Source organism: Rhodococcus sp. IEGM 1305 (assembly GCF_030058635.1).
In the GTDB taxonomy this organism is placed as follows: Bacteria; Actinomycetota; Actinomycetes; order Mycobacteriales; family Mycobacteriaceae; genus Rhodococcus_F; species Rhodococcus_F opacus_D.
Genome location: NZ_JASHKX010000023.1, coordinates 62,846 through 89,435 on the forward strand (window position 1 = coordinate 62,846; position 26,590 = coordinate 89,435).

28 protein-coding genes are annotated in these 26,590 nt (G+C 68.1%); 7 read left to right on the forward strand and 21 right to left on the reverse strand.

Going from position 1 to position 26,590, the window contains the following annotated elements:
- Positions 1–30: 30 nt before the first annotated feature.
- The 9 genes from QM693_RS25865 to QM693_RS25905 all read right to left on the reverse strand — a co-directional run bounded on the left by QM693_RS25865 (position 31) and on the right by QM693_RS25905 (position 9,846).
- Positions 31–714, reverse strand: coding sequence for a dTMP kinase (locus tag QM693_RS25865; RefSeq protein WP_283335213.1), 684 nt, complete (start codon positions 712–714; stop codon positions 31–33).
- A 56-nt stretch (positions 715–770) separates the two neighbouring features.
- Positions 771–2,255: an adenosylhomocysteinase gene (ahcY, locus tag QM693_RS25870; RefSeq protein ID WP_105413171.1), complete on the reverse strand. Its 1,485-nt coding sequence runs from the start codon at positions 2,253–2,255 to the stop codon at positions 771–773.
- A gap of 90 nt (positions 2,256–2,345) precedes the next feature.
- Positions 2,346–2,966: a TetR/AcrR family transcriptional regulator gene (locus QM693_RS25875; protein ID WP_283335211.1), complete on the reverse strand. Its 621-nt coding sequence runs from the start codon at positions 2,964–2,966 to the stop codon at positions 2,346–2,348.
- Between the two features lie 84 nt (positions 2,967–3,050).
- Positions 3,051–4,559, reverse strand: a complete 1,509-nt coding sequence (locus QM693_RS25880) for an amino acid permease (RefSeq protein ID WP_283353762.1) — start codon at positions 4,557–4,559, stop codon at positions 3,051–3,053.
- A gap of 28 nt (positions 4,560–4,587) precedes the next feature.
- Complete coding sequence (locus tag QM693_RS25885) at positions 4,588–5,514, reverse strand: cation diffusion facilitator family transporter (RefSeq protein WP_283353763.1); 927 nt, start codon at positions 5,512–5,514, stop codon at positions 4,588–4,590.
- Positions 5,515–5,589: 75 nt separating this feature from the next.
- On the reverse strand, positions 5,590–6,822 hold the full coding sequence (manA, locus tag QM693_RS25890; RefSeq protein ID WP_280781624.1) for a mannose-6-phosphate isomerase, class I: 1,233 nt from the start codon (positions 6,820–6,822) through the stop codon (positions 5,590–5,592).
- Complete coding sequence (locus tag QM693_RS25895; protein WP_009479522.1) at positions 6,822–7,901, reverse strand: hypothetical protein; 1,080 nt, start codon at positions 7,899–7,901, stop codon at positions 6,822–6,824. The genes manA and QM693_RS25895 overlap by 1 nt, the downstream gene beginning before the upstream one ends.
- A 77-nt stretch (positions 7,902–7,978) precedes the next feature.
- Entirely contained in the window at positions 7,979–9,346 is a 1,368-nt protein-coding gene (locus QM693_RS25900; RefSeq protein ID WP_283335208.1) for a phosphomannomutase/phosphoglucomutase, read from the reverse strand.
- A 104-nt stretch (positions 9,347–9,450) separates the two neighbouring features.
- Entirely contained in the window at positions 9,451–9,846 is a 396-nt protein-coding gene (locus tag QM693_RS25905; RefSeq protein ID WP_283353764.1) for a DUF3499 domain-containing protein, read from the reverse strand.
- A gap of 80 nt (positions 9,847–9,926) precedes the next feature.
- On the opposite strand from QM693_RS25905, the gene QM693_RS25910 reads away from it, so the two are divergent.
- Positions 9,927–10,418, forward strand: a complete 492-nt coding sequence (locus QM693_RS25910; RefSeq protein ID WP_283353765.1) for a metallopeptidase family protein — start codon at positions 9,927–9,929, stop codon at positions 10,416–10,418.
- Position 10,419: 1 nt separating this feature from the next.
- Here QM693_RS25910 and QM693_RS25915 read toward each other — a convergent pair whose 3' ends face one another.
- Positions 10,420–10,680 carry a WhiB family transcriptional regulator gene (locus tag QM693_RS25915; RefSeq protein ID WP_166680705.1) on the reverse strand — a complete coding sequence of 87 codons (261 nt, stop codon included), beginning with the start codon at positions 10,678–10,680 and terminating at the stop codon, positions 10,420–10,422.
- A gap of 467 nt (positions 10,681–11,147) precedes the next feature.
- On the opposite strand from QM693_RS25915, the gene cofD reads away from it, so the two are divergent.
- Genes cofD through QM693_RS25930 form a run of 3 tightly spaced genes read left to right on the forward strand, consistent with a single transcriptional unit; the run spans position 11,148 to position 14,033 of the window.
- A complete protein-coding gene (gene cofD / locus QM693_RS25920; RefSeq protein WP_283353766.1) occupies positions 11,148–12,113 on the forward strand; it encodes a 2-phospho-L-lactate transferase in 966 nt (321 codons plus the stop codon).
- Positions 12,110–13,474 carry a coenzyme F420-0:L-glutamate ligase gene (locus QM693_RS25925; protein ID WP_283353767.1) on the forward strand — a complete coding sequence of 455 codons (1,365 nt, stop codon included), beginning with the start codon at positions 12,110–12,112 and terminating at the stop codon, positions 13,472–13,474. The genes cofD and QM693_RS25925 overlap by 4 nt, the downstream gene beginning before the upstream one ends.
- 10 nt (positions 13,475–13,484) lie before the next feature.
- A complete protein-coding gene (locus QM693_RS25930) occupies positions 13,485–14,033 on the forward strand; it encodes an NUDIX hydrolase (protein WP_280785199.1) in 549 nt (182 codons plus the stop codon).
- A 445-nt stretch (positions 14,034–14,478) separates the two neighbouring features.
- On the opposite strand, the gene manB is transcribed toward QM693_RS25930, so the two are convergent.
- From manB to rfbD, 3 genes are read right to left on the reverse strand one after another with little or no spacing between them, the layout of a single operon-like run.
- Positions 14,479–15,558, reverse strand: coding sequence for a mannose-1-phosphate guanylyltransferase (gene manB, locus QM693_RS25935; RefSeq protein ID WP_280785198.1), 1,080 nt, complete (start codon positions 15,556–15,558; stop codon positions 14,479–14,481).
- Positions 15,548–16,447: a glycosyltransferase family 2 protein gene (locus QM693_RS25940; protein ID WP_005264672.1), complete on the reverse strand. Its 900-nt coding sequence runs from the start codon at positions 16,445–16,447 to the stop codon at positions 15,548–15,550. Before QM693_RS25940 ends, manB begins: the two co-directional genes overlap by 11 nt.
- 34 nt (positions 16,448–16,481) lie before the next feature.
- Complete coding sequence (gene rfbD, locus QM693_RS25945; protein WP_283353768.1) at positions 16,482–17,330, reverse strand: dTDP-4-dehydrorhamnose reductase; 849 nt, start codon at positions 17,328–17,330, stop codon at positions 16,482–16,484.
- A 68-nt stretch (positions 17,331–17,398) separates the two neighbouring features.
- Between rfbD and QM693_RS25950 the strand changes: the two genes are divergently transcribed.
- Both QM693_RS25950 and QM693_RS25955 read left to right on the forward strand, forming a co-directional pair.
- Entirely contained in the window at positions 17,399–18,928 is a 1,530-nt protein-coding gene (locus QM693_RS25950; protein ID WP_502942675.1) for an LCP family protein, read from the forward strand.
- Between the two features lie 23 nt (positions 18,929–18,951).
- Positions 18,952–19,671, forward strand: coding sequence for a TIGR03089 family protein (locus tag QM693_RS25955; RefSeq protein ID WP_283353778.1), 720 nt, complete (start codon positions 18,952–18,954; stop codon positions 19,669–19,671).
- Here QM693_RS25955 and QM693_RS25960 read toward each other — a convergent pair.
- Genes QM693_RS25960 through QM693_RS25970 form a run of 3 tightly spaced genes read right to left on the reverse strand, consistent with a single transcriptional unit; the run spans position 19,656 to position 21,820 of the window.
- Positions 19,656–20,012 carry a hypothetical protein gene (locus tag QM693_RS25960; RefSeq protein ID WP_283353779.1) on the reverse strand — a complete coding sequence of 119 codons (357 nt, stop codon included), beginning with the start codon at positions 20,010–20,012 and terminating at the stop codon, positions 19,656–19,658. The genes QM693_RS25955 and QM693_RS25960 overlap by 16 nt on opposite strands.
- A 37-nt stretch (positions 20,013–20,049) precedes the next feature.
- The gene (gene purE, locus QM693_RS25965; RefSeq protein WP_283353769.1) at positions 20,050–20,577 is read right to left on the reverse strand and encodes a 5-(carboxyamino)imidazole ribonucleotide mutase; all 528 of its coding nucleotides are present in this window, start codon (positions 20,575–20,577) and stop codon (positions 20,050–20,052) included.
- Positions 20,561–21,820, reverse strand: coding sequence for a 5-(carboxyamino)imidazole ribonucleotide synthase (locus QM693_RS25970; RefSeq protein WP_280785195.1), 1,260 nt, complete (start codon positions 21,818–21,820; stop codon positions 20,561–20,563). The genes purE and QM693_RS25970 overlap by 17 nt, the downstream gene beginning before the upstream one ends.
- Positions 21,821–21,950: 130 nt before the next feature.
- On the opposite strand from QM693_RS25970, the gene QM693_RS25975 reads away from it, so the two are divergent.
- The gene (locus tag QM693_RS25975; RefSeq protein ID WP_164065884.1) at positions 21,951–22,496 is read left to right on the forward strand and encodes a GtrA family protein; all 546 of its coding nucleotides are present in this window, start codon (positions 21,951–21,953) and stop codon (positions 22,494–22,496) included.
- 3 nt (positions 22,497–22,499) lie between these two features.
- Here the strand turns inward: QM693_RS25975 and QM693_RS25980 are convergent, their stop codons facing one another.
- From QM693_RS25980 to QM693_RS26000, 5 genes are read right to left on the reverse strand one after another with little or no spacing between them, the layout of a single operon-like run.
- Positions 22,500–23,834: a sensor histidine kinase gene (locus QM693_RS25980; protein WP_283353770.1), complete on the reverse strand. Its 1,335-nt coding sequence runs from the start codon at positions 23,832–23,834 to the stop codon at positions 22,500–22,502.
- A gap of 8 nt (positions 23,835–23,842) precedes the next feature.
- Positions 23,843–24,523, reverse strand: a complete 681-nt coding sequence (locus tag QM693_RS25985; RefSeq protein ID WP_025432276.1) for a response regulator transcription factor — start codon at positions 24,521–24,523, stop codon at positions 23,843–23,845.
- A gap of 39 nt (positions 24,524–24,562) precedes the next feature.
- On the reverse strand, positions 24,563–25,120 hold the full coding sequence (locus QM693_RS25990) for a PH domain-containing protein (protein ID WP_105413190.1): 558 nt from the start codon (positions 25,118–25,120) through the stop codon (positions 24,563–24,565).
- A 15-nt stretch (positions 25,121–25,135) separates the two neighbouring features.
- Positions 25,136–25,693 carry an HdeD family acid-resistance protein gene (locus tag QM693_RS25995; RefSeq protein WP_280785193.1) on the reverse strand — a complete coding sequence of 186 codons (558 nt, stop codon included), beginning with the start codon at positions 25,691–25,693 and terminating at the stop codon, positions 25,136–25,138.
- A gap of 16 nt (positions 25,694–25,709) precedes the next feature.
- Complete coding sequence (locus tag QM693_RS26000; protein WP_280785192.1) at positions 25,710–26,558, reverse strand: biotin--[acetyl-CoA-carboxylase] ligase; 849 nt, start codon at positions 26,556–26,558, stop codon at positions 25,710–25,712.
- Between the last annotated feature and the right edge of the window lie 32 nt (positions 26,559–26,590).

The following is a 26,590-nucleotide window of genomic DNA, read 5'->3' on the forward strand; positions in this document are numbered from 1 at the left end:
TCTTCGGAGGCCGTAACAGCCCGTTCGCCGTTACGGCGTGCCGTGTTCTTTCTCGTCACGGCGTGCCGTGTCGTCACTCAAGAGTGCCAGGTTTTCGGCGAGCGTGACCGGATCGGTGTCCGGGGTGAGCACCCACCACGGTGAAATCCAGTCCTTCACGGCCAGCTCGCGGTACACCTCGCCGGTGCGTTCCTGCAGTCCACGGTCGCGTTCGTAGGCGTCCAGCGACCGGCTCGCATCCGCCGATTCGCGGCCGCGGGCGCGTTGCGCGGCGAGTGCCACGGGGACGTCGAGATACAGCTGCAGGTCGGGCCGAGGCAGCCCCAGCCGCTCGAATTCGAGGTTCTGCACCCAGCCCACGAACTCCCCGTCCGCCCCCTGATGCAACCGAGCTGCGCCGTACGCGGCGTTGGACGCCACATAGCGGTCGAGGATCACCAGGTCGTGTCCGGCGAGCAGCTCTCCGAGCTCTCCGACGGCACCGGACCGGTCCAGCGCGAACAACACGGCCATCGCGTGCACGGAGTCGCTGAGGTCGCCGTGCGCGCCCTTGAGCGCCTCGGACGCCAGATCCGCGTGCACGGACCTGCCGTACCGCGGAAAGTCGAGGGTGCCGACCGTCAGGCCCTGTTCGGTGAGGCGTGCCACCACTGCGCCGACGAGTGTTCGCTTGCCGGCGCCGTCCAGGCCTTCCAGCGCAATCAGTTTTCCCACGAGGAAGAAGGCTATCCCCCGGCCCGCCCGCGACGGGCCGGGGGACGCCGCAGCCTCTAGTAGCGGTAGTGCTCGGGCTTGAACGGGCCCTCGACGTCGACGCCGATGTACTCCGCCTGCTCCTTCGTGAGCTTGGTGAGCGTGCCACCGAGCGCCTCGACGTGGATCTTCGCGACCTTCTCGTCGAGGTGCTTCGGGAGGCGGTACACCTCGTTGTCGTACTCCTCCGGCTTCGTCCACAGTTCGATCTGCGCGATCACCTGGTTGGAGAAGCTGTTGCTCATCACGAACGAGGGGTGGCCGGTGGCGTTGCCGAGGTTCAGCAGGCGGCCCTCGGACAGCACGATGATCGAGTGGCCGTCCTTGAACCGGAACTCGTCCACCTGCGGCTTGATGTTGATGCGGGTGACCTCACCGGAACGCTCGAGGCCCGCCATGTCGATCTCGTTGTCGAAGTGGCCGATGTTGCCCAGGATGGCCTGGTGCTTCATCTGCTTCATGTGCTCGAACGTGATGATGTCTTTGTTGCCCGTGGACGTGATGACGATGTCGGCCCAGCCGATGGCCTGCTCGACCGTCTTCACCTCGAAGCCGTCCATCAGCGCCTGGAGGGCGTTGATGGGGTCGACCTCGGTGACCGCGACGCGGGCACCCTGTCCGCGCAGAGCCTCCGCGCACCCCTTGCCGACGTCGCCGTAACCGCAGACGAGCGCGGCCTTGCCGCCGATCAGCACGTCGGTGCCGCGGTTGATACCGTCGAGCAGCGAGTGCCGGGTGCCGTACTTGTTGTCGAACTTGCTCTTGGTGACCGAGTCGTTGACGTTGATGGCCGGGAACGTGAGTTCACCGGCGGCCGCGACCTGGTAGAGACGCAGGACACCGGTCGTGGTCTCCTCGGTGACGCCCTGTACCGACTCCGCAACCTTGGTCCACTTGGTCTTGTCCGCTTCGAGGGACTGACGCAGCAGGGCGAGGAACACCTTGTACTCGTCGGAATCCTGCTCGTCGTCGGTGGGCGGCACGACGCCGGCCTTCTCGAACTGCGCGCCCTTGAGGACGAGCATCGTGGCGTCGCCGCCGTCGTCGAGGATCATGTTCGCGGGCTTGTCGGCGTCCGGCCAGGTGAGCATCTGCTCGGCGGCCCACCAGTACTCCTCGAGCGTCTCGCCCTTCCACGCGAAGACCGGGGTGCCCTGCGGCTCCTCGGGCGTGCCGTGCGGGCCGACGACGATCGCGGCGGCGGCGTGATCCTGCGTCGAGAAGATGTTGCACGAGGCCCAGCGGACCTCCGCGCCCAGAGCGACGAGCGTCTCGATGAGGACGGCCGTCTGGATGGTCATGTGCAGCGAACCGGAAATGCGAGCGCCCTTGAGCGGCAGCACCTCTGCGTACTCGCGGCGAAGCGCCATCAGTCCCGGCATCTCGTGCTCGGCGAGCCGGATCTCCTTGCGGCCGAACTCGGCGAGCGAAAGGTCCGCCACCTTGAAATCGATCCCGTTTCGGCTCTCGGCCACGGGCGTGGTTGAAACTGAGGTCGTCATCTGCCTCTCCTGTTTGACTGCTGTTTCGGTCAAGGCTATCGGTACTGCGGCCCGAGGGTCACACTCACGTGAGGCTGCGCCGCGGGGCGGTCACTCCCGATCGGCCCCGTCGACCGCCTCGTCCACGAAAGGCCCCAGAAGAGCACCCAGATCCTCGGCGACGTTGGCCTCGGATTCGGGTGGCATCGAGATGTAGCTCATAGCGAGGCGCACGATGGCGCGGCTGAGAATCCCCGCGTCCGACGGGCTCGCCCGCACCCAGCACCGCTGGAAGACGTCGGCGAGCCGCGTGGACGCCCGCTCGATGATCGGCGCGCTCTCGGTCGTGATCAGACGCAGCAGATCGGGCTTGGTCTCGCCGCGCAGAAGTGACTGTACGAGCGGGTCGGACAGGCTGGCCGCGAAGAACGCGGTGAACCCGGAGAGCAGCGCGGCCCGACCTTCCCCGACGTTCGCCACGAGCGCCTCGTCGACGGCGTCGACCAGTTCGTCGGCCAGCCGGAGGGCGTACGCCTCCGCCAGCCCCTGCCGGGACTTGAACTCGTTGTAGAGCGTCTGCCTGCTCACCCCGGCGCCGGCCGCGACATCCGACATCGTGATGTCCGACCAGTCCTTCTCGAACAGGAGATCCCGCATCGCATCGAGCACCGACTGACGCAGCAGCAGGCGCGCAGCCTCCTGATAGGGCACCCGGACACGCGACGAAGTCATGGCCAAGACATTAGTGCCCGCCACCTCCGGGGTACTCGCCCGGTACTGCCGCTCCGGCACCCGGAGGTCGAAACCCGTTGCGTGTCAGACCTCGCCGCGGCTTCGTCTCTCCATCATCGAGTGGCGGCGGCTGTAGGCGAAGTAGATGATCACGCCGAGCGCCATCCACACGATGAACCGGATCCACGTCTCGACGGACAGATTCACCATCAACCACAGGCAGGCGAGGACGGCGAGGACGGGCACCCACGGGACCAGTGGGACACGGAATCCGCGGGGCAGGTCCGGTCGCGTCCGGCGCAGCACGATCACGCCGACCGACACGAGGACGAACGCGAACAGCGTTCCGATGTTGACCATCTCCTCGAGGGTGCCGATCGGGAAGATCCCCGCGAGCACCGCCACCACGACTCCGACGAGCACGGTGATCCGAACGGGTGTGCCGTGCTTGCCGGTCGGCGCGAGCCGCCTCGGCATCAGTCCGTCCCGGGACATGGCGAACAGCACCCGGGTCTGCCCGAGCATCAACACCATCACCACGGTGGTCAGGCCCGCGAGCGCACCGAACGAGATCAGGTTCTTCGCCCACGTGATTCCGTGGATGCCGAACGCGGTGGCCAGATTGGAACTGTCCCCGGCCAATTCGTGGTAGTCCACCATGCCGGTGAGCACCAGTGTCACCGCCACGTACAGGACTGTCACGATCAGCAGCGATCCCAGAATTCCGCGGGGCAGCGCCTTCTGCGGATCCTTCGTCTCCTCGGCGGTGGTGGCGACGATGTCGAAACCGATGAACGCGAAGAACACCAGGCTCGCCGCTGCCAGCAGTCCGTACCAGCCGAACGTGCTACCGCCGGCGCCCGTGACGTAGGAGAACAGGGACTGGTGGATGCCCTCGCCCGTGCTGCCCGCCTCGGACGGGGGAATGTACGGCGAGTAGTTGTCGGTGTCGATGTAGAACGCGCCGACGACCACCACCACGAGCACCACGACCACCTTGATCGAGGTGATCACGAGGGAGACCCGCGACGACAGCTTCGTGCCCGTCGCCAGTACGACGGTGATGATCGCGACGATGAGTACCGCACCCCAGTCGAACGTGACCGAGCCGATCTGCGCCATCGGCGTGTGGTTGCCGATCACCTCACCGAGATAGAGCGACCAGCCCTTCGCCACGACCGACGCGGCGAGCGCGAATTCGAGGATGAGGTCCCAGCCGATGATCCACGCGATCAGTTCACCGAACGTCGCGTAGGAGAACGTGTACGCGCTGCCCGCGACCGGAACGGTCGAGGCGAACTCGGCGTAGCAGAGCGCGGCGAGCCCGCACGCGATGGCGGCGATCACGAACGCCGCCGACACCGAGGGACCGGCGACGTTGCCTGCGGTGCGCGCGGTGAGCGTGAAGATGCCGGCACCGATGACGACGGCGACACCGAAGACGGTCAGGTCCCACGCCGTCAGATCCTTGCGGAGTTTGGTTTCCGGTTCGTCCGTGTCTCGGATCGACTGCTCGATCGACTTGGTGCGGAACAACCCGGTCGGCCTGCCGCCGAGGTGCGGTTCTCCACTGTCTTTGTCCTGGATGGCCACATCAGCCTCCTCAATCGAAAGTTGCCGTTCAGCCTATGCCTTCGGTTGCCCGGAACAGGTCGGGTTCGATGTAGATGCGGCGAGCCGCGGGGACGGCGCCACGCACTCGCGCCTCGGCCTCGTCGATGGCGTCGGCGACCGCACTGATGTCCGATCCTGCGGCCACGGCCACTTTCGCGGCCACGAGGATTTCCTCGGGTCCGAGGTACTGCGTCTTGCAATGGATGACGCGCTCGATCTTCTCCCCGTCGACGAGAGCGGCGAGAATGCGCGACTCCTCTTCGGCGGTCGCTCCTTCACCGATCAGCAGGCTCTGCATCTCGACGATGAGGATGATCGCGATGATTCCGAGCAGGGCGCCGATGCAGAGGGTGCCGACACCGTCCCACACCGGATCCCCGGTGAGCATCGTCAGTCCGACACCACCGAGCGCGAGAACCAGACCGACCAGTGCGCCGGTGTCCTCGAGCAGCACGACGGGAAGCTCCGGGCTGCGCGACGTGCGAATGAATCCCCACCAGCTCGCCTTTCCCTTGAGGGGGCGCGACTCCCGCATGGCCGTGAGGAAGCTGAATGTCTCGAGTCCGATGGCGATCACCAGGATGACCACCGCCACGAGGGGCGACGTGAGTTCCTCGGGATTCTGGATCTTGTGGATGCCCTCGTAGATCGCGAACAGCGAACCGAGGCTGAACAACACGAGCGCGACGACGAACGAGTAGAAGTAGCGGCTACGCCCGTACCCGAACTGGTGCAGGTCGTCGGCGGCGCGTTCGGCCTTCTTCTGGCCGAGCAGGAGCAGGCCCTGGTTGGAGGTGTCGGCCACCGAGTGCACGGACTCCGCCAGCATGGATGACGAGCCGGTGATCAGGAAGCCGGCGAACTTGGCCACCGCGATACCGGCATTGGCGCCGAGCGCGGCGAGAATCGCCTTCTTCCCCCCATGAGCCGACAACTGACTTCTCCTCTCGGTCGCACACGACCCTCGCGACGGGCCGCGGAGCCCCTCCCGGATCAGGGCGGGTACAGGCTACGCGATCGGCGGGCCGACCCTCGCACTGAACAACTGGGCGCACTCGGTGCCCGCGGTCACCACCACTTCGGGGTCCTCGGCCGCGATCCAGACGGCGTTGCCCTGGGACAGTTCGAGGGCATCGGTTCCGCACCGCAACTCCACCGAACCCGAGGTGCACAGCAGAATGTGCGGTCCCTCCGAGTCGAGCCGGTGCTCCGTGGGGCCGTCCGGTGACAGGTCGATCCGCGCGAGAACGAATTCCGGCGCCGGCGTGGAGTACACGAATTCGCCACTGCCCGGGCGCTCTTGCGCCTCCAGTATCGGAATGTCGACGGTGTCGAAGTCGAGGACGCGCAGCAACTCCGGAACGTCCACGTGCTTGGGCGTGAGTCCCCCGCGCAGCACGTTGTCGGAGTTGGCCATGATCTCGACGGCCATCCCGTGCAGGTAGGCGTGGAGGTTGCCCGCGGCGAGGTACAGGCCCTGCCCCGGTTCGAGGGTGACCCGGTTCAGGAGGAGCGCGGCCAGCACACCCGCGTCTCCCGGGTACACCTCACTCAATTCGAGGGCCGTGCGGATCTCCGCCGCGAACTCGCCGTCCCTGGTGTTCGACAGATAGGCGACGCATCCGTCGAGCACCCTCGGCATCAGCGCGCCGAGCACGGGTTGCGGCAACGTGATCCACGTGGTGAACAGCGCGCGGAGACCGTCCGAGTCGGGTTGTCCGGCAATCAGGCCGACGTAGGGCTGCAGCTCCGGAACCGCGATCGCCTCGAGCAGCTTGACCGTCCGCTGAGGGTCCCGGAAACCGGCGAGCGCGTGGAACCGGCTGAGGGCCACGACGAGTTCGGGTTTGTGGCTGGCGTCCTTGTAGTTGCGCACCGAGGACTCGAGCGGGATTCCCGCTTCGTTCTCCCGGGCGAATCCCTCCCACGCCTGCTCGGCGCTCGGATGGGCCTGCAACGACAGTGGTTCCTCCGACGCGAGCAACTTCAACAGGAACGGGAGGCGATCGCCGAACGTCTCCACACTCCGCTTGCCGAGCTGACGTTCGGGTTCCGAGTGCACCAGGTCCAGAAGGGACCGGGGCCCCTCCTCGGTGAGAACGCGGGCGGGATCACCGGGGTGCGCGCCCAACCACAGTTCCGCCTCCGGATGCGCCGTGGGAACCGGAAGTCCACGCAGCTGCGCGATGGCTGTGCGCGATCCCCACGCGTAGGACCGCAGCGCACCTTCGAGTCGGTGCACTAGATACCGCCGATCAACTGGAGATACGCGGCAGTCATGTCGAGCCTGCCGACGAGAACCGCCGCCTGTTCCAGCTCGGGACGCTGCGACGGAACCTGACCCTCGTCCGAGGACGCGACGACGAGGTCGACGTCGCCCAGGGCGGCGATCCTGCGTTCGACGAGCATCCGATCGGCGTCGGCGGACAACACGAACGTGCGCACCGGGCTCGCCGACGGCGGACCGTCCAACTCGGGATCGTGGAATATCGAGTCGTGCGCGGAGAGCGCCTGGTCGACACGGAACGTGCCCGCCGCGCTCAGAACGTCCGGAAGTTCCGACGCGGTCGCCACACGACCCGCGTGCAGCAGCGCCTCGGCGCCGTGCCGGGCCAGTTCCACCGTGCTCTCCGTGTCACCCGTGAGCACGATGCGGCGTCCCTGCATGCGGGAGGCCAACGATTTCGCCGGATTGTGGAACACCTCGCTGTTCGGCCTGTCACGCAGCGCCTCACCGTCGACGGCGTCGGCGATCTGCTCGAGGTCGGGAACCTCGTCGCCCCAGCGTTCCGAACCGACCACGCGGAGGACGGCCAGCAGTACGGCAAAGTACCGCAGCAGACCGTGCCGGGTGAGTGCCCGCACCCGCGGCGCGAACATGACGACGCGTCCGGCCGCCGCGGCCTGCAAGGGTCCCTCGTCCGGCGCCGCCACCACGACTTCGGCGCCGCGGCGCACCGCTGCGTCGATGGCCTGCACGAGCCGGGGGTCGCCTGCGTCGTCGCCGGCCACCACCACCACGTCCAGCGGGCCCACCCACACGGGGGTCCGGGTGGCGCGCACCAGCGGGAAACCGATCCGTTCGGCGAGGACCGCCGTCAGGATCGCCGCCCCGCGGCTGGCACGCCCCGCGCCGGTCACCACCACCACGCTGCGCGGACGCAGCCCCTGCAGTCGTTCGAGAGCCCCCTCCTCGACCGCGGACCGGGTGGCCCGGATCTGGGCACCCCCCATGGCGGCGGAACGCAACACACCCTCGGTGTCCGCCGCGACCAGTGCGTCCCCGTCGTCCAGATCGAACAGGGGCGTCGGCGCTGTCATGACACCGCACCCCCTTTCTTCATCAGTGCAAGCCACATTCGCAACACGAGCAGAACCTGTAGTTCCAACTATGGCAGTCAGGCTCGGACGATGCCCAGTATCTCGGTAACGAGTGCATCTACCTCGGCCGCCGTCGCCGCCTCCACGTTCAGTCGCAGGAGCGGCTCGGTGTTGGAGGCCCGCAAGTTGAACCACGCGCCGTCCGCCAATTCGACCGTGACACCGTCGAGCCGGTCCACGACCGTGGTGCGGTCCGCGAACGCCGACAGCACCGCGTCGGTCCGTTCGGCGGCGTCCGCGACGGTCGAGTTGATCTCCCCCGACGCCGCGTACCGCTCGTACTTCGCCATCAGCTCGGACAGCGGACGATCCTGCTCCCCCAGCGCCGCGAGAACGTGCAGTCCGGCGAGCATCCCGGAGTCGGCGCCCCAGAAGTCGCGGAAGTAGTAGTGCGCGGAGTGCTCGCCGCCGAAGATCGCGCCCGTCTCGGCCATCTGCTGCTTGATGAACGAATGCCCCACCCGGGTGCGGACCGGGTGTCCGCCCAGCTCCGTCACCAGCTCCGGCACCGCGCGGGACGTGATGAGGTTGTGGATGACGGTCGCGCCGGGCTCCTTGGCCAGCTCCCGCTCCGCGACCAGGGCGGTGACGGCGGACGGCGACACCGGGTTGCCGAGCTCGTCGACCACGAAGCAGCGGTCCGCGTCGCCGTCGAAGGCCAGACCGATGTCGGCACCGGTCTCACGGACGTACCGTTGCAGATCCACGAGGTTCGCCGGGTCGAGCGGATTCGCCTCGTGGTTCGGGAACGTGCCGTCGAGCTCGAAGTACAGCGGCTCCAGCTTCACCGGCATCGGCTCGAACACCGCGGGAACGGTGTGCCCACCCATGCCGTTGCCCGCGTCGACGGCGACCGTCAGCGGGCGGAGGTCGGAGAGGTTCACCAGTCCGCGGACGAAGCTCGCGTACTGCTCGAGCACGTCCTCCTCGGACACCGTGCCGGGAGCGCCGTCGAACGCGGGGACCCCGTCGACGACCTCGGCCGCGATCGTGGAAAGGCCCGTCTCCTGCCCCACCGGCTTCGCGCCTGCGCGGCACAGCTTGATGCCGTTGTACTTCGCCGGGTTGTGGCTCGCCGTGAACATCGCACCCGGGCAGTCGAACAGCCCCGACGCGAAATACAGCTGATCGGTGGACGCGAGACCGATGAGGACTACGTCCAGGCCCTGGGCGGTGACGCCGTCGGCGAATGCACGGGCCAGGTCCGGGGAAGACGCGCGCATGTCGTAGCCGATCACGACCTTCGTGGCGCCGTCCTCGCGAACGAGTCGTGCGAATGCGCCACCCACGTCCTGCACGAACGCGGCGTCGATGTGTTCACCGACGACACCCCGCACGTCGTAAGCCTTGATCACGGCATGTACGGACTCGGCTGATCGCGCCACTTCTTGTTTCTCCTTTACGAGCACCAGTGCTGGCGCAAGCCTAATGCCTGCCCGTCGCGGGCACGGCACGCCGCGGACCGCAGGCCCCGAAGCAGGCCGGGACGTCAGTTGGAAGGGTCGGGAAGTACCCGCAGATGGCCGCGACGACCGGTGCGTGCCGGGCCGGGCTGGGTGCCGGTCTCCGCGCGATCCTCGGTGGACAGGGTCCGTTCGGACCGCCCGCGATCGCCGAGGCCCGCCTCCCGCACGGCCTCCGCCAGCGCGGTCAGGTCGTCCTCGTCCGGGGTGCTCGACGAGAACCCACCTTCGTACCGAACCAGTTCCCAGCCCTTGGGTGCGGTAATCCTCGACGCGTGCGTTTCGCACAGATCCCACGAGTGCGGTTCCTCGACCGTGGCGAGCGGGCCGACGACGGCGGTGGAGTCGGAGTAGACGTACGTGAGCGTCGCGACAGCGGGGTTCTTGCACCCGGGGCGGCAGCATCGACGCAGAGATCTCACAGCTAGGGAGCCTAGCCCCACGAAGGCCCGGCACCTACTCGGACACACCGAGAGTGTGCGGCTGTCGTAATGTCCACACCATGTCCAGAGCACGACGCAGGCGTCCCGTGACCACCCGATCCGTCGACCGACGGGGACGGGGAATCCGCGGGTCCGTGTTCCCTCCGGACGCGCCGGCACGACGGAGCCGCGCAGAGAAGTTCGATCTGGTGGTGCTCGAGGCGTTCGCGCCGATCGACGCGCGCTGGCGCGAACGCCTGACGAAGCTGGACATCGCCGTCGACGAGGTCCCGAAAATTCATGCGCTCGACCCGGATTCGGTCAACTGGCCCGCCGAGGTCGTGGCGGACGGGCCCGTGCCACTGTCCCGACTGATCCCGGCCGGCATCGACCGGCACGGATCCACGACGCGGGCGCGAGTCGTCCTGTTCCGGCGACCGCTCGAACAGCGCGCCAAGGACCCGGACGATCTCACCGACCTGGTGCACGACGTGCTCGTACAGCAGGTGAGTACGTACCTCGGAGTCGAACCCGAGGTCATCGACCCGGATTTGCCGGGCGACAAAGACTGAACTAGACGATCCCCCGCTTCAGGCGCCGGCGCTCACGCTCCGACAGACCACCCCAGATACCGAACCGCTCGTCGTTGGCCAGTGCGTAGTCGAGGCATTCGTCCCGCACCTCACAGCCCAGGCAGATGCGCTTCGCTTCCCTGGTGGAGCCTCCCTTTTCGGGGAAGAAGGCCTCAGGGTCGGTCTGCGCACAGAGCGCGCGTTCCTGCCACTGATCCTCGATGGTCTCGAACAATTCGTCGAAACCGGTGACCAGACTCAACGCCGGGCGGGGGCCCGTCGTCTCGACTTCCTGTGCGACGAGTTCCGGCACAGGAATTTCTTTCACACTGCCTTCTTGCACACAGACTTCTTGAACACAGACGCCGTCCGCTGCGCCTGCTTCGGAATTGGTCTGCGGTTCGTCGCTTACTGTGCTCCAGCGAGTCTCCGACTCGATCTGCTCATTGGGCATCGTTCCGCCTCCTCACCTGTGATAGCGCAGAAAATTTCGATCGATCATGTACCCCGAACCGAACACCCCTGCCACCCGTTCGAACAACCGTTCGAATTGATCCCCGCTGCAAGTGATTCCACGCCCACAACGTCGGAATGACATATTTGTGATTAGACACGCCCAGCGTGTCGCGGTCAAGCTAACCGTCGAAAGTCGATTACTATTTCGCGCTCTCGATTCGCTCCGGGGAAGCAGCACACAGGAGGCGGGCGGCCACCGCCTAGGCTTGCACCGTGAACGTGACTGTATTGGTTGGCGGGGTGGGTGGGGCCCGGTTCCTGCAAGGTGTGCGGAGACTTCTGGGGGCCGATTCGGGCCATGTCGTTACGGCGGTGGTCAATGTCGGTGACGATGTGTGGATGCACGGGCTGCGGATCTGCCCGGACCTGGATACCTGCATGTATACCCTCGGCGGCGGTATCGACACCGAGCGTGGGTGGGGGCATGCCGGGGAAACCTGGAACGCGAAGGAAGAACTCGCCGCCTATGGTGCGAAACCGGATTGGTTCGGGCTCGGGGACCGGGACATCGCCACGCATCTGATCCGCACCCAGATGCTGCGGACGGGGTATCCGTTGTCGGCGGTGACCGAGGCGTTGTGCAACCGGTGGCAACCGGGTGTGACCTTGCTGCCGGTGACCGATGATCGTAGTGAAACTCACGTCGTGATCACCGATCCCGAGGACGGGGAGCAGCGGGCGATCCACTTCCAGGAGTGGTGGGTGCGGTACCGCGCCCAGGTGCCGACGCACAGCTTCGCGCACATCGGCGCCGAGCAGGCCGCCCCGGCGCCGGGGGTGCTCGAGGCGATCGAGGCCGCCGACATCGTGTTGCTGGCACCGTCGAATCCGGTGGTCAGTGTGGGGGCGATCCTGGCGGTGCCCGGGATCCGGGGCGGCCTGCGCACCACCGCGGCGAAGGTGGTCGGGATCTCGCCGATCATCGGCGGAAAACCGTTGCGGGGCATGGCCGACGAATGCCTCGACGTGATCGGGGTGGACACCTCCGCGGAGGCGATCGGCCGGTGGTACGGGGCCCGGTCCGGGACCGGGATCCTCGACGGCTGGCTGGTCCACGACACCGACACCGCCGAGATCCCCGGTGTGGAGGTGGCCCGGGTGCCGCTGATCATGACCGACCCCGACGCCACCGCAGCGATGGTGCGGGCGGCGCTGGACGTGGCGGGGGTGACGTTGTGAGCGACCCGGCGGGTGCGTCCGGGCTCGATCACGCCCCGGGCGGGGCGATCGAAATCCGCCCGGTGACCGGTCTGCCCGAGTTCCGGCCCGGCGACGACCTCGCGGCAGCCGTGGTCGCGGCCGCACCGTGGCTCGCCGAAGGGGACGTGCTGGTGGTCACCAGCAAGGTGTTCTCGAAGGTCGAGGGCCGGATCGTGTCCTCGCCCACCGACCCGGAGGAACGCGACGCCGCCCGACGGCGCCTCGTCGAGCAGGAAGCGGTGCGGATCGTGGCCCGCAAGGGCCGGACCCTGATCACCGAGAACCGGCTCGGGATCGTGCAGGCCGCGTCGGGGATCGACGGCTCGAACGTCGAGGGCTCCGAACTCGCACTGCTGCCGGAGGATCCCGACGCCAGCGCCCGCACCCTGCGCGATGCGATCGAGGTGGCGCTGGGGGTGCGGGTGGCGGTGGTGGTCACCGACACCATGGGCCGGGCGTGGCGCAACGGTCAGATCGACGCCGCGATCGGCGCGGTCGGGCTGCCGGTGCTGCACGGCTACGCCGGGTCCCGCGACAGTCAGGGCAACGAACTGGTGGTCACGGAGGTGGCGGTCGCCGACGAGATCGCCGCCGCGGGGGATCTGGTCAAGGGCAAACTCGGTGGGGTACCGGTCGCGGTCGTGCGGGGCCTGGATCTGGTCGACGACGGTTCGCGGGCACAGGATCTGATCCGCCGCGGCGCCGAGGACCTGTTCTGGCTCGGCACCGCCGAATCCGTCGAACGGGGCCGGGCGGAGGCGGTGCTGCTGCGCCGCTCGGTCCGCCACTTCGCGACCGACCCGGTCGACCCGGATGCGGTGCGGGCATCGATCGCGGACGCCCTGACCGCACCCGCACCGCACCACACCCGACCGGTCCGATTCGTCTGGGTCCGCACCCGCGCGGTCCGCGACGCACTGCTGACCCGGATGCGGCAGCAGTGGCGCACCGACCTGGCCGCCGACGGGATGAGCGCCGACGCGGTCGACGCGCGAGTGGCCCGCGGCAACATCCTGTTCGACGCACCGGAGGTGATCATCCCGTTCTGCGTCCCCGACGGCGCCCACCACTACCCCGACCAGCGTCGGCAGGCGGCGGAGTCGACGATGTTCACCGTCGCGGTCGGAGCCGCGGTGCAGGCACTGCTGGTGTCGTTGGCGACCAAGGGAATCGGCAGCTGCTGGATCGGGTCGACGATCTTCGCCGCCGACACCGTCCGCAGCACCCTCGACTTGCCCGCCGACTGGCAACCCCTCGGCGCGATCGCCGTCGGCCACCCCCTCGAACCACTGACCCCCCGACACGCCGCCGACCCCGGCGACGCCCTGATCGAGAGATGACCCACGCGCAATGAGCGCCGAATCACTACACCGCACCGCGACCGCCGCACTCGAGGGCTGGAAAACGCTCGACGAGAACGACGAATCATTGCGGCACACCATGCTCGCGTTCCTCGCGTCGGCGCCGCTGGGGTGCCTGCGGGAGCACGCACCCGGACACATCACGGCGTCCTCCCTCGTCCTGGACGAGGGGGGATGTCACGTGCTTCTGACCCTGCATCCCCGGGTCGGCCGGTGGATCCAATTGGGCGGGCACTGCGAGCCTTCCGACGAGACCGTCGTCGACGCCGCGCTGCGGGAGGCGTGCGAGGAATCGGGAATTCCCGACCTCCGGATCGATCCCGTCCTGCTGTCGGCGCACACCCACCCGATCACGTGCTCACTCGGACAGCCCACCCGGCACCTGGATCTCCGGTTCGTCGTCCGCGCGCGTCCCGACGCCCACATCGTGCGCAGCTCCGAATCGACGGACCTCCGCTGGTGGCCGGTGGACGCACTGCCGCCGAACGCGGAGAAGTCCACGATCGACCAGCTCGTGCACCTGGCCGGACTGCGCTAGCGGAGCGGCGCCAGCGCAGGGCGTTTCGCCGAGATACGGTCGCCGGAGGATGTTCCCCAGATCGCCGGGTCGGCGTAGCCGAGATCCCCCGAACGGGCCGCAAGTTGCTCGGCAACCCGATCCGATCACCCGCGTAATCCGTTGGGACGCCTCGGGTCCGGATCGCCGCGGGGCGCGAACCTCGAGGCCTGCTACCCGTGCGGGCACGTCGACAAGGCGAACCGGATCACACAGGATCGGTTTGTGTGCCGGGTGTGGACATGTCGATCAGGCAGATCACAATGCCGCGTTGAACATCGCCTACCTGGGGTACGTGAAGTACATGACCACGACGCACGGCTATTGGGCCGCCTAATCAACCGGCCTACAGTCGGCGCGCACCCGACAGCCAGTCGGGGACGCGACTGGCAAACCCGGCCCTTCAGGGCAGGGGTACGTTGATCTCTCACACGTCCGTGCTGAACCGGACCCCGCCGTCGGGCAACGTCACTCCCGGCCACACCCGGGCGCCGCGCAGGAGTTCGCACCGGGCGCCGATGTCGGCTCCGTCACCGATCACCGCGTCACGCACCAGAGCCCGCGGCCCGATGCGTGCGCCGAAACCGATGATGGACCGTTCGACGGTCGCTCCGGCCTCGACCACGGCGCCGTCGAACAGCACCGCGCCGTCGAGTCGTGCGCCCGCACCCACCTCGGCGCCGCGGCCGACGACGGTCCCGCCGATCAGCAGCGCGCCCGGGGCGACACCCGCCCCCGGGTGGACGAGCGACTCGCCCCGCGGTCCGTCGAGCGCAGGCGACGGTGCGATGCCGCGCACCAGGTCCGCGGAACCGCGCACGAAGTCCTCGGGGGTGCCCATGTCGCGCCAGTACGAGGAGTCGACGTGACCGTAGATGCGGGCGTCCTCGGCCAGCAGGGACGGGAACACCTCGCGTTCCACCGACACCGGACGACCCTCGGGGATCCGTTCGATGATCTCGCGCTTGAAGACGTAACAGCCGGCGTTGATCTGGTCGGTCGGCGGGTCCTGCGTCTTCTCGAGAAACGCGGTGACCCGGCCGTCGGCGTCGGTGGGCACGCAGCCGAACGCCCGCGGATCCCCCACCCGCACGAGGTGCAGGGTGACGTCGGCGTCCCGGTTCCGGTGGGTGTCGAGGATCGCGCCCAGGTCGGTGCCGCCGAGAACGTCGCCGTTGAAGACCATGGCGTGGTCACCGCGCAGCTTCGGCAGAACGTTGCGGATGCCGCCACCGGTGCCGAGTGGTTCGGTCTCGGTGACGTAGTCGATCTCGAGACCGAGCTTGGAACCGTCGCCGAAGTACTCCTCGAAGACCTCCGCCTTGAATGACGTCCCGAGGACCACGTGCGTGATCCCGGCCGCCCCGATCCGCGCGAGGAGATGCTGGAGGAACGGCAGACCCGCCGTCGGCAGCATGGGTTTGGGCGCCGACAACGTCAGCGGGCGGAGCCTCGTTCCCTGACCGCCGACCAGCACCACTGCGTCGGTCGTCTTCTCAATTGCCATGAGTCGTTCCCCCCTCGTTCTGGTTCGTGCGTCGTTCCCGGACTGCGGCAGCCACGGCGATCTTCGACCGCACTGCCAATCCTCCCCGAAGTGCCCACCGAAGCGGCGCCTGCCACCAGTGGGGATGACGATCGGCCTGGAACCGGTACGCGCTCTGATGGTGAGCGGGCAGCATCAGTTCCGGATGCTTGCCCGCGGCGTGCCCCTTCGCGTGGGTGACCTCGGCGGAAGGCACGTACACGTTCAGCCATCCGGCCTTGCCCAGGCGGTCGCCGAGGTCGACGTCCTCCATGTACATGAAGTAGCGGGAATCGAAGCCGTTGATCGAGTCGAAGGCCGCGCGCCGCATGAGCAGGCACGAACCGGACAACCAGCCGACCGACCGCTCGCTGACCGTCTCGTTTTCCTGGCGGTAGCCGGCAGTCCACGGGTTGGACGGCCACACCGTGCCCAGAATCGCGTGCCCGGCACCCGACACGAGGTCGGGCACCTGGCGTGCCGACGGGTAGATGCTCCCGTCGGGTTCCAGGACGAGAGGTCCGAGCGCCCCGGCACGCGGCCAGCGCTCGGCGGCCGCGAGAAGTACGTCGATCGATCCGGGCGCCCAGCGAACATCCGGATTGGCGATGACGACGAACTCGATCTCGTCGTCGATCTCCGCCACAGCCCTGTTGATGGCACCGCCGTAGCCGATGTTCCCGCCGGTGCGCAGCAGGCGCACGTGCTCGTGCGCCGCGTCCGCGGCCTCGGGGGCGCCGTCCGTCGATCCGTTGTCGGCCATCACGACCTGCGGATCTTCTTTCGTCGCCTCGGCGAGAGTGCCCAGGAATTGCTCCAGATGCTCACCTGGCGAAAAGGTCACCGTCACCACGGCCAGCTTCGAACTCACGCGGGCAAGCGTAGCCGCTGGGAGAGGGTCCGCCTCACACCGCTGCACGCACAGCCGCATGCAGCGCGTCTCGCCACGGCCGCAACGGGGTCAGCCCGGCGTCGGCCCACGCACTCCCGGACAGCACCGAGAACGCCGGTCGCGGGGCGGGCCGCACGAACTGGGCACTCGTGCACGGCCGGACTCGCTCCGGGTCCGCGCCTGCTTCCTCGAACACTGCGCGTGCGAGGTCGAACCAACTCGCCCGGCCCGAATTGGTGGCGTGCAGGACCGGCGCGCCGACGTCGCTGCGCCCCGCGAGTTGGAGCAGCGCATCGGCCAGGTCGCCGGCGAATGTGGGCGAGCCCACCTGATCGTCCACGACGTCGACCGTGTCACGTTCGCGCTCGAGCCGGAGCATGGTGGAGACGAAGTCGGAGCCGACCCCCGTGTAGACCCATGCGGTGCGCACGACGTGGGCGGACGGAAGCGCTGCGTGGACGGCGCGTTCGCCGGCGAGTTTGGTGCGTCCGTAGGCGGTTGCCGGACCCGTCGGGGCGTCCACCTCGTACGGCGTGTCGCCCTGCCCGGCAAAGACGTAGTCGGTGGAGACGTGGATCAGCCGGGCACCCACCCGGGCGCACGCCGCCGCCAGGTTCCCAGGCCCGGTCTCGTTCACCGCCCGGGCGGTGTCCTCGTCCGATTCCGCAGCGTCGACCGCCGTGTACGCCGCGCAGTTGATCACCACCGATTCGCCTTCGACCTGCTCGTTCACCGCGCCGGGGTCGGTGATGTCGAGTTCGTCGGACCCCACCCCCCGGGCCGGAATACCGGTCGCCGCGGCTCGTCGGAGGAGGTGTCCACCCAGCTGTCCCCGGGCGCCGGTCACAAGGATCTTCGTCACGGGGGTCAGTCTGGCACGCCGATCGACGCCTCCCTGCTCCCGGCGCGGCGACCAGTAGCCTGGTTTCCGTGTCACACGAGCAACCCGCACCAGACGCACCCCCGAGCACGGCTCGGCGGCCGATTCACATCGCTGTGGCGGTGCTGTCGGTGCTCGCCCTCGTCGTGACGGGATTCGCCTGGCGGAGTATCGACTCGCTGCGCAACAATCTGGCAACCGCGGGCGGTCTGGGACTCGGCGGAAGCGCCGACGGCGCCGTCGACATCCTCATGGTCGGCACCGACAGCCGCACCGACGCCCACGGCAACCCGCTGTCCCAGGAGGAACTCGACTCACTTCGGGCCGGCGAGGAAGTGGCGTCCAACACCGACACCATCGTCCTCATCCGCGTTCCCAACGACGGGAGTTCCGCCACCGCCATCTCGATCCCCCGCGACTCCTACGTCGACGTGCCGGGCATCGGCATGTCGAAGATCAACGCCGCGTACGGCGCCACCAAGGAGACCGAGCGGCTCAAACTCGTCGAGGACGGCGCCACCGACAAGGAAGCCGAGGAGGAGTCGACGAAGGCCGGCCGCGAGGCGCTCATCCAATCGGTGGCCGATCTCACCGGGATCACCGTCGACCACTACGCCGAGGTCGGGCTGCTCGGGTTCGTCCTCCTCACCAACGCTGTCGGCGGCGTCGACGTCTGCCTCAACGAACCGGTGGACGAGGACATGTCCGGCGCGCACTTCCCCGCCGGTGAGCAGACGTTGAAGGGTGCGGACGCACTGAGCTTCGTCCGCCAGCGCCACGACCTGCCCCGCGGCGACCTCGACCGCATCGTGCGTCAGCAAGTGTTCATGGCCTCGCTCGTCGGCAAGGTGCTGTCCGCGAAGACACTCAGCGATCCCGGCAAGCTGAACGAACTCAGCGGCGCCGTGCAACGCTCGGTGGTGCTCGACGAAGACTGGGACATCATCGAATTCGCCACCCAACTGCAGGACCTCGCCGGTGGCAAGGTGCAGTTCGAGACGATTCCGGTCGCGGATCTCAACGGCATGACCGACTACGGCGAGTCCATCGTCGAGGTCAAGCCGAAGGACGTGAAGAAGTACGTGGCCGGTCTCGTCGGCGAGGAACCCACCGACTCGGAAGACACCACCACGTCCGAGACGCCCAAGATCGACGCCTCGACCGTCACCGTCGACGTGGCAAATGCAAGCGACGTCGGGGGCCTCGCGAACGGCGTCGCCGACGCTCTCACGTCGCTCGGCTACGGCCAGGGCGAGGTCGGCAACTACACAGGTCAGTCGCTGAGCGAGACCACCGTCTTCGCGCACTCCGCGGACGACGACAGCGCCAAGGCGGTCGCCGCAGCACTCGGCGGACTCCCCACGGACACCGACGCATCACTGCCCGAAGGCTCGGTGCGGGTGGTGCTGTCGAGTGACTACCAGGGCCCGACGTCCGCCGAGACCACCGGCACCACCACGTCGTCCGAGTCCTCGGAGACAGGCCTCGAGCCCGCGACCACAGCAGGAACGACCCCCACCCCGGCACCGCCCGGCCCACCCATCGATGCCGGCTCGTCGGGCCCGCGTTGCGTGAACTAGAAAACGAGAGACGGATCGTGTCCATGAACCATGCGTCCCGCACGCTGACCGACGCCCTGCTCGACCCCATCCTGAAGAACGACCCGGCCGGCCCGCGCGTCACGTTCTACGACGACGCGACCGGCGAACGGGTCGAACTCTCGGCCCTCACCCTCGCCAACTGGGCGGCCAAGACCGCAAACCTTCTGCGTGACGAATTCGGCGTCGAGCCCGGCGCCCGCGTCGCGGTGCTCCTTCCCGCGCACTGGCAGACCGCCGCGGTTCTGCTCGGTGCATGGTGGGCCGGCGCCGAGGTCGTCCTCGAAGCCGACGCGGACGCCGAGATCGCACTCGTCTCGGCCCAGCACCTGGGCGACGTCGAGGACGTACCCGAGGTCGCGGCGCTGTCGCTGGACGCGTTCGGCAGGCCCGTCCCCGACCTCCCCGTCGGCATCACCGACTACGCCACCTCCGTGCGCGTCCACGGCGACCAGTTCCGGCCGACGGTCGCCGGACCCGCACTGGCCGGCAAGAGCGTCGACGACGTCCTCGCCGCAGCGCTCGCCTCCGCCGAATCCCAGGGAATCACCGGTGCCGACCGGGTGCTGTCCGAAGAGGCGTGGGACTCCCCCGACGCCCTGATCGACGGTCTGGTGGCCGTCTTCGCAGCCGGAGCGTCACTCGTGCAGGTCACCAACGCCGACGACGCAGTTCGGTCGAGGCGCGTCGACACCGAGAAGATCACCCGTCAGCTCTCCCGGTAGCCGCCGTCCGCGAGGCCCGCGGCGATCTCGAACCTGTTCCGGGAACCGCGGTGCCGCAACTCCTCGAACAGATACCGCAGCGCGAAGGTCCACCCGTACGTAGCCCATTGGTCGGCGTGGACCGCTTCGTGTCGCATCAGCGATCTCGCCGGTTCCGGGCCGGTGAGGAATGCGCCGCCGATCGTCGTCCCGCCGCGCGCGTACCCACCCCGCATCCGGCTGCACACGAAGATGCCGAACTCGGCGTCGAACGCGATGTGGGCACCCCACAGCCGGGCATACACCAACGCCAGCCGTGTGATCGCCGCGGACTGCGAGCTCCCCCGCGACGCTCGGATCATCGGCACACCGCGGCTGCGTTTCACAGGCGCAGGATACTCAGCCCAGCAGCTTGTCGCGGAGTGCCTTGTCCTTGTCCAGGACCATCTTCTCGAGCCCGTCCTGGAACGCGACCATCCGCTGTTGCAGGGCGGGGTCGGAGGCGCCGAGGATGCGGACGGCGAGCAGGCCCGCGTTGCGGGCGCCGCCGATGGACACGGTCGCGACGGGGACGCCTGCGGGCATCTGCACGATCGAGAGCAGCGAGTCCATGCCGTCGAGGTATTTCAGCGGGACGGGCACACCGATGACGGGCAGTGGGGTGGCCGACGCGACCATGCCCGGCAGGTGGGCGGCACCCCCGGCGCCGGCGATGATCACCTGGATGCCACGGCCGGCCGCGTCCTTCGCGTAGTCGAGCATGCGCCGCGGTGTGCGGTGCGCGGAGACGACACCGACCTCGAAGCGCACCCCGAACTCGGCGAGCGCCTCGGCGGCGGCCTCCATGGTGGGCCAGTCGGAGTCGCTGCCCATGATGAGCCCGACCTGTGCGCCCTGCCGTGCTGCCGTGTCACTCACCGTGTACATCCCATCCGTCGGTCCATTCAGCGTGCGAGAGCCAGTGCGCGGCGCGCTCGGCGCGCTCGCGCACCCGCGCCACGTATTCGGGGTCGTCGATCGAGCCGGGTCCGCCGACGATGTTCACGTGGCCGATCTTCCGGTCCTCACGTTCGCCCTTGCCGTACAGGTGGATCTTCGCGTCGGGCATCCGGGCGAAGAGGTGGTGGACGCGTTCGTCCATGCTCATCTCGGGGGCCGTCGGTGCACCGAGCACGTTCGCCATCACCGTGATCGGTGCGAGCGGTGCGGTGTCGCCGAGCGGGTAGTCGAGGACGGCACGCAGATGCTGCTCGAACTGTGAGGTGCGGGCACCGTCCATGGTCCAGTGGCCGGAGTTGTGCGGGCGCATCGCGAGTTCGTTGACGACGAGCGTGCCGTCGGTCGTTTCGAACAGTTCGACGGCCATCGCGCCGACCACACCGAGTTCGGACGCGATGCGGAGCGCCAGTTCCTCGGCGGCCTCGGCGACCGAGTCGGGCAGAGCTGGGGCGGGGGCGAGGACCACGGCGCACTGTCCGTGGCGTTGCACCGTCTCCACGACGGGCCATGTGGCGCCCTGGCCGAACGGTGACCGCGCCACCATCGCGGACAGCTCACGCCGCATCTCGACCTTCTCCTCGACGATGAGGGAGACACCCTTGTCGAGTTGCCGGGTGACGATGCGCTCGGCCTCGTCGGAATCGTCGGTGATCCACACGCCGCGACCGTCGTATCCGCCGCGGACGGCCTTGATCACGACAGGCCACCCGTGTTCGGCGCCGAATTTGACGACGTCCTCGGCCCAGGTCACCTCGGCGTACGCCGGGACCGGTGCGCCGAGTTCGGCGAGCTTGCGGCGCATCGCCAGCTTGTCCTGCGCGTAGATGAGCGCCGTCGGCGGCGGCTGCACGTTGACGCCCTCGGCGACCAGGACGTCAAGGTGCTCGGTGGGCACGTGCTCGTGGTCGAAGGTCAGCGCGTGCGACCCGACCGCGGCCCTGCGGAGCGCGTCGAGGTCGGTGTGGCTGCCGAGGACGACGTCGGGGCTCACCTGGGCTGCGGGTTCGTCGGCGGCGCCGGAGAGCACCCGCAGGGTCTGGCCGAGCGCAATCGCGGCCTGGTGGGTCATCCGCGCGAGTTGGCCGCCACCGATCATCGTCACGACGGGTTGCCCGGCGGTCAGATCGCGGGGTGTCGTGGGACGCGGTGTGGAGTCAGAGTTGCCGGTCACGGGTCACTAGTTTGTCACGTCCGGCGCGGGGTTCCGCCGCCGAGGTGCCGGTGGGCAGTTTCTGTGATTCTCCTGATGATCTCGCCGTCAATTGGTGGTATCCGGTCCGACTTTCGTAAACTCATCCGTTGTGTCATTTGTCGACGGCGTCCTAGCACGCGTTCCCCAGCCTTTTCGGGCTCTCGCGTTGCGGCATCACGAACTGATCAAGTTCGCGATTGTGGGCGGCACCACCATGATCTTCGACCTCGCGATCTTCTATTCGCTGAGCCTGACGATCCTCGAAGAGAAGCCCGTTGTCGCAAAAATTCTGTCCGGAATTCTCGCGACGGTCCTGAGTTACATTCTCAACCGCGAATGGTCGTTCAAGAACCGTGGCGGGCGTGAACGTCACCACGAGGCCCTGCTGTTCTTCACGATCAGCGGGATCGGCGTCCTCCTCGCCGCGGCGCCCCTGTGGATCGCCAATAACGTGTTCGACATCCGCGCCGACCAGGAGAACCTGACCACGCTGGTGGTCGTCGACTTCGTGCTCAACTACATCATCGGAAACCTGCTGCAGATGGTGTTCCGCTTCTGGGCACTCCGCCGGTTCGCCTTCCCCGACGAGAACGTGCACATCATCGATCCGGACCTCGTCGACGAGGCCGTCGAGGAAGAGTTCGGCCACTCCTGATCATCAGCGCGGTTCCCGGATCCCGGTGACCCGCGTCGGCACGTGCTCGCGCGCGAGGGGAACGAAGATCGCGAACAGCGCCGGACGGCGTCGCTGCAGTTCCAGCCGGCCGCCGTCCGCCTCGATGAGTGCGCGGGCCAACGCCAGGCCCACACCGGTCGAACCGGCCCCCGAGAATCCGCGGTCGAAGATGTGTGGCGCGAGGTCGTTGCTGACCCCGACTCCCTCGTCCGACACCTCGACGCACACCATGGTCTCGCGGGGCGACGTCTCCTCGCCGGGCGTCCTGAGATTCTGCCCCTGGATCAGACGCACCGCGACGGTGCACGTTCCCGCCCCGTGCATGAGCGCGTTGTCGACGAGCACCGCGACGGCCTCGCGGAGCCGGGAACCGGTGGTCGACGCCATCACGTTCGTGTCCCCGCGCAGCAGCAACTCGCGGTCGACGTCTTCGAACGGCCGCTTCCAGTCCGCGATGACCACGCTGAGCTCCCGGATCACCGACACGTGGGTCTCGGTACCACTGCTACGTGACGAGCGGACCAGTTCGTCGATCGCAACGGTCAATCGGTCCACCTGCGCCATCGCCTCGTCGGCCTCGACCACGACCGCGGGGTCCGAGTGCACGGACAGCTCGTCGAGCCGGAGACGGACGGCCGTGAGTCGGCTGCGGAGCTGATGGGAGACGTCCGCGACGAGCGCGTGCTCGCGCTGCAGCCGTCCCGCGATCTCGACGGTCGCGGAGTCCAGGACGTCGGAGACACGGTCGAGTTCGGGGATGCCGTGACGTCGGGGGTCGGGCCGGAAATCGCCCTCCGCGAGCCGGGCCGCCCGGTTGGCGACATCCCGCAGTGGGTCGGCGAGCCGCTTCGCCGTGACGTAGGCGACCACGGTGCCCGCGGCGATGGACACGAGCACCAGCAGCGCGACGGCACCGACCGCCTGCCGTTGCTGGGTGCGCATCTCGTCGGACGGCACCTCGAGACGCAGCGAACCGGATGTGCCCATCGCGAGAGATTCCACGAGGGGCGACCGCACGGACGATTCGCCGATGTCCACTCGCGCTGCGCCGTCGTCGGTGGTCGGATAGACCACCACCAGGCGGCCCCCGGCGGGCGTCAGCAGACGCAGGGAGTTCGTGTCGAGATCACCCTCGACGACGCCGTTGACGCCCTCCTGGGTGATGATCTCCGTCGCCATCCGATCGAGCCGGACCTGGAGATCGCTCCGGTTGAAATCCTCGACCCACAACCACGCCGTGTAGATGAGCGGCACACCGAGCAGCAGTGCCGTCAGGATCACGACTGCGAGGATCGACTGGAGAATTCTGCGGCGCACTACCCCGCCTAGTCGGTGTTGATGCGGAAGCCGACGCCGCGGACCGTCGCGATGCGACGCTCGGCGGCGGGGCCCTCGTCACCGATCTTCCGGCGAAGCCACGACATGTGCATGTCGAGTGTCTTCGAGCCGCGCAGTTCCACGTCGCCCCAGACCTCCGCGAGGATGGTGTCGCGGGACACCACCTGCCCGGCGTGCTCGAGCAGCACCCGGAGAAGCTCGTACTCCTTGTTGGCGAGGGCGATCTCGGTGCCGTTCACGAGCACCCTCCGGGCCGCCGGTTCGAGCCGGATGCCGCCGACCTCGACGACGGAATCCTCGCCGCCGCCGCGACGGCGCAGCAGGGCGCGCACCCGTGCCATCAATTCCGCCAACCGGAACGGCTTGCCCACGTAGTCGTCGGCGCCCGCGTCGAGTCCGACGACGAAGTCGACCTCGTCGGTGCGTGCGGTGAGCATGAGCACCGCGAGTTCCGAACTGTGGGCGCGTACCTGCCTGCACACCTCGAGTCCGTCCATTCCCGGTAGGCCGAGGTCCAGGATCAACAGGTCGTATGCTCCGTCGAGCGCCTGCTCCAGCGCTGCCGGGCCGGTCTGCTCGATGGTGACGTCGTATCCCTCCCGGCCCAGTGCCCGCGACAGCGGGGCGGCAATGGCTTCGTCATCTTCGGCAAGCAATACAGCAGTCACCTCCACAGCGTACGGAGGTGCGCAGACGGCCGTGACCGGTTACCAGCCTTTGCCGGTGTCGGCGTCGCCGCGCGGGTCGTCTCGCTCTCGTTCGCGGTGGAGATCCATCGCGTCGAACACCTGGTGATAGAGCAGCGAGTGGACGCGCTGGACGTCGGGGATGTCGTCGAATTCCAGTGGATCGTCCGAGGACGACACGATCACCAGCGTGCCGGTGCGGAGCATCCGGTCGAGGAGGCCGTGCCGGAACTGGACGTTGCTGATGCGCCCCATCGGAATGTCGATCCCGGTGTGGGTCATCACACCCTGGCGGATGAGAACACGCCGGTCGGTGACGATGAAGTGGGTGAACTTCCAGCTGAGAAACGGCGCGACACAGCGCCATACGACGAGCCCCAGCCACACCACGAGGACGACGACGAGCACGACGTTCAGCGCGGAGCCGTCCAGCTTGTTCTCGGCGAATCCCGCCGCGAAACCTGCCACGGCCGTCGCCAGCAGAAACGTGACGGCGGGGAGCAGCAGCATCTTCCAGTGTGGATGACGGTGAAGCAGCAGTTCCTCGTCCTCGGCGAGGGCGTCCTCCGGATATCCCATGCGAAGAGTGTGCCTCTATCGCATGCGGCTGAGCACTATCGGGGTGATGACGATGATGATGCCGTACAGCACCATCCACACTCCGACCACGATCACGAACACCTCGAGCGACAGTTCGGGCTGCAGGAGGACGAAGCCCCCGGCGATGACGCTGATCACGCCGAGCACGATGGTCAGCCCGCGATCCGCGACCGAACCCGAGGCGCCTTCCACGATTTCGAGGACACCTCGGAACACCCACCACGCACCGACGACGAGCGCGATGATCACGACGGTCTGGAGGGGGCTCCTCAGCACGAGGAACGCCAGAAGTATTGCCAGGGCGCCGGATACGCCTACCAGGGTCCGTGCAGCTCCCCCGGCCTCGACGTCGGCGAACGCCCGGATGATCTGGACGATCCCGAAGCCGAAGAACTGGATGGCGATCAGGACGGCCAGCACCGTGAGCGTCACGTGCGGCCATACGAGCACCGCGATGCCGAGACCCAGGGTGAGCAGACCGAGCACCACCGTGAGACCGGTCAACGTGCGCCGGGCTGCGGTGACGGAGGACTCCGGAATTGAGGTACTCATGTACCACAGTGTGGCACTACTCGGTGCGCACCGGGCGTAAATGTGTGATGTCACCTGCGGCGACGGCGATCGTGCCGGGCTGGCCGTCGGGGGCGATCACGACCCGGCCCTCCGCGTCGACGTCCGTTGCGATGCCGATGAGTTCACGCCCGCCGGGCAGTTCGGCGCGCACTCGCTGGCCGAGCGTGCCGCAGCGGGCACGGTAGGCCTCGGCGAGTTCCGTGACGTCCCAGTTGGAGTCGTGCCATTGCTGCCAGCGATCGGCGATGGCGCGCAGCACCGCCCGCACGAGGGTGTCGCGGTCACTGACCTCGGCGCCCTCGAGGACGAGCGACGTCGCATGCTCGACGGGCAGTTCGTCTCTCGTGAGGCTCACGTTGAGACCGATCCCGACGACCACCGCCGGATCCGGTGCCGTGGCGGACACCTCGGCGAGGATGCCGGCGACCTTGCGGCCGTCGATGAGCACATCGTTGGGCCACTTGAGTTCCGCGGGAACCTTGGCGGCGGCGCGGAGCGCGTCGACGACGGCGACACCGGTCAGCAGGGGCAGCCACCCCATGTCCTGGACGCTCATCCCCGGCATCGTCAGCAACAGGGAGACCGCGATCTGCGCCTGCGGCGGACTCACCCAGGCGCGTGAATGGCGGCCCCGGCCGCTGTCCTGGAATTCGGCGAGCAGCACGTGCCGGTCGCAGTTCGACGTCGCGGCCCGCGCGAGAAGATCGGCGTTGGTGGACCCGGTCTCCTGCACCACGTCGAGCCGCGCCCAGAACCTGCGGGTGTCGCTGTCGTCGTCACCGCGGACGAGCGCCGCGCGCAGATTGTCGGCGTTGAGAGGGGGTCGGTTCAGGTCGGTCCACATCACCACAGCCTAGGACGAGCTGGAAAAGGTAC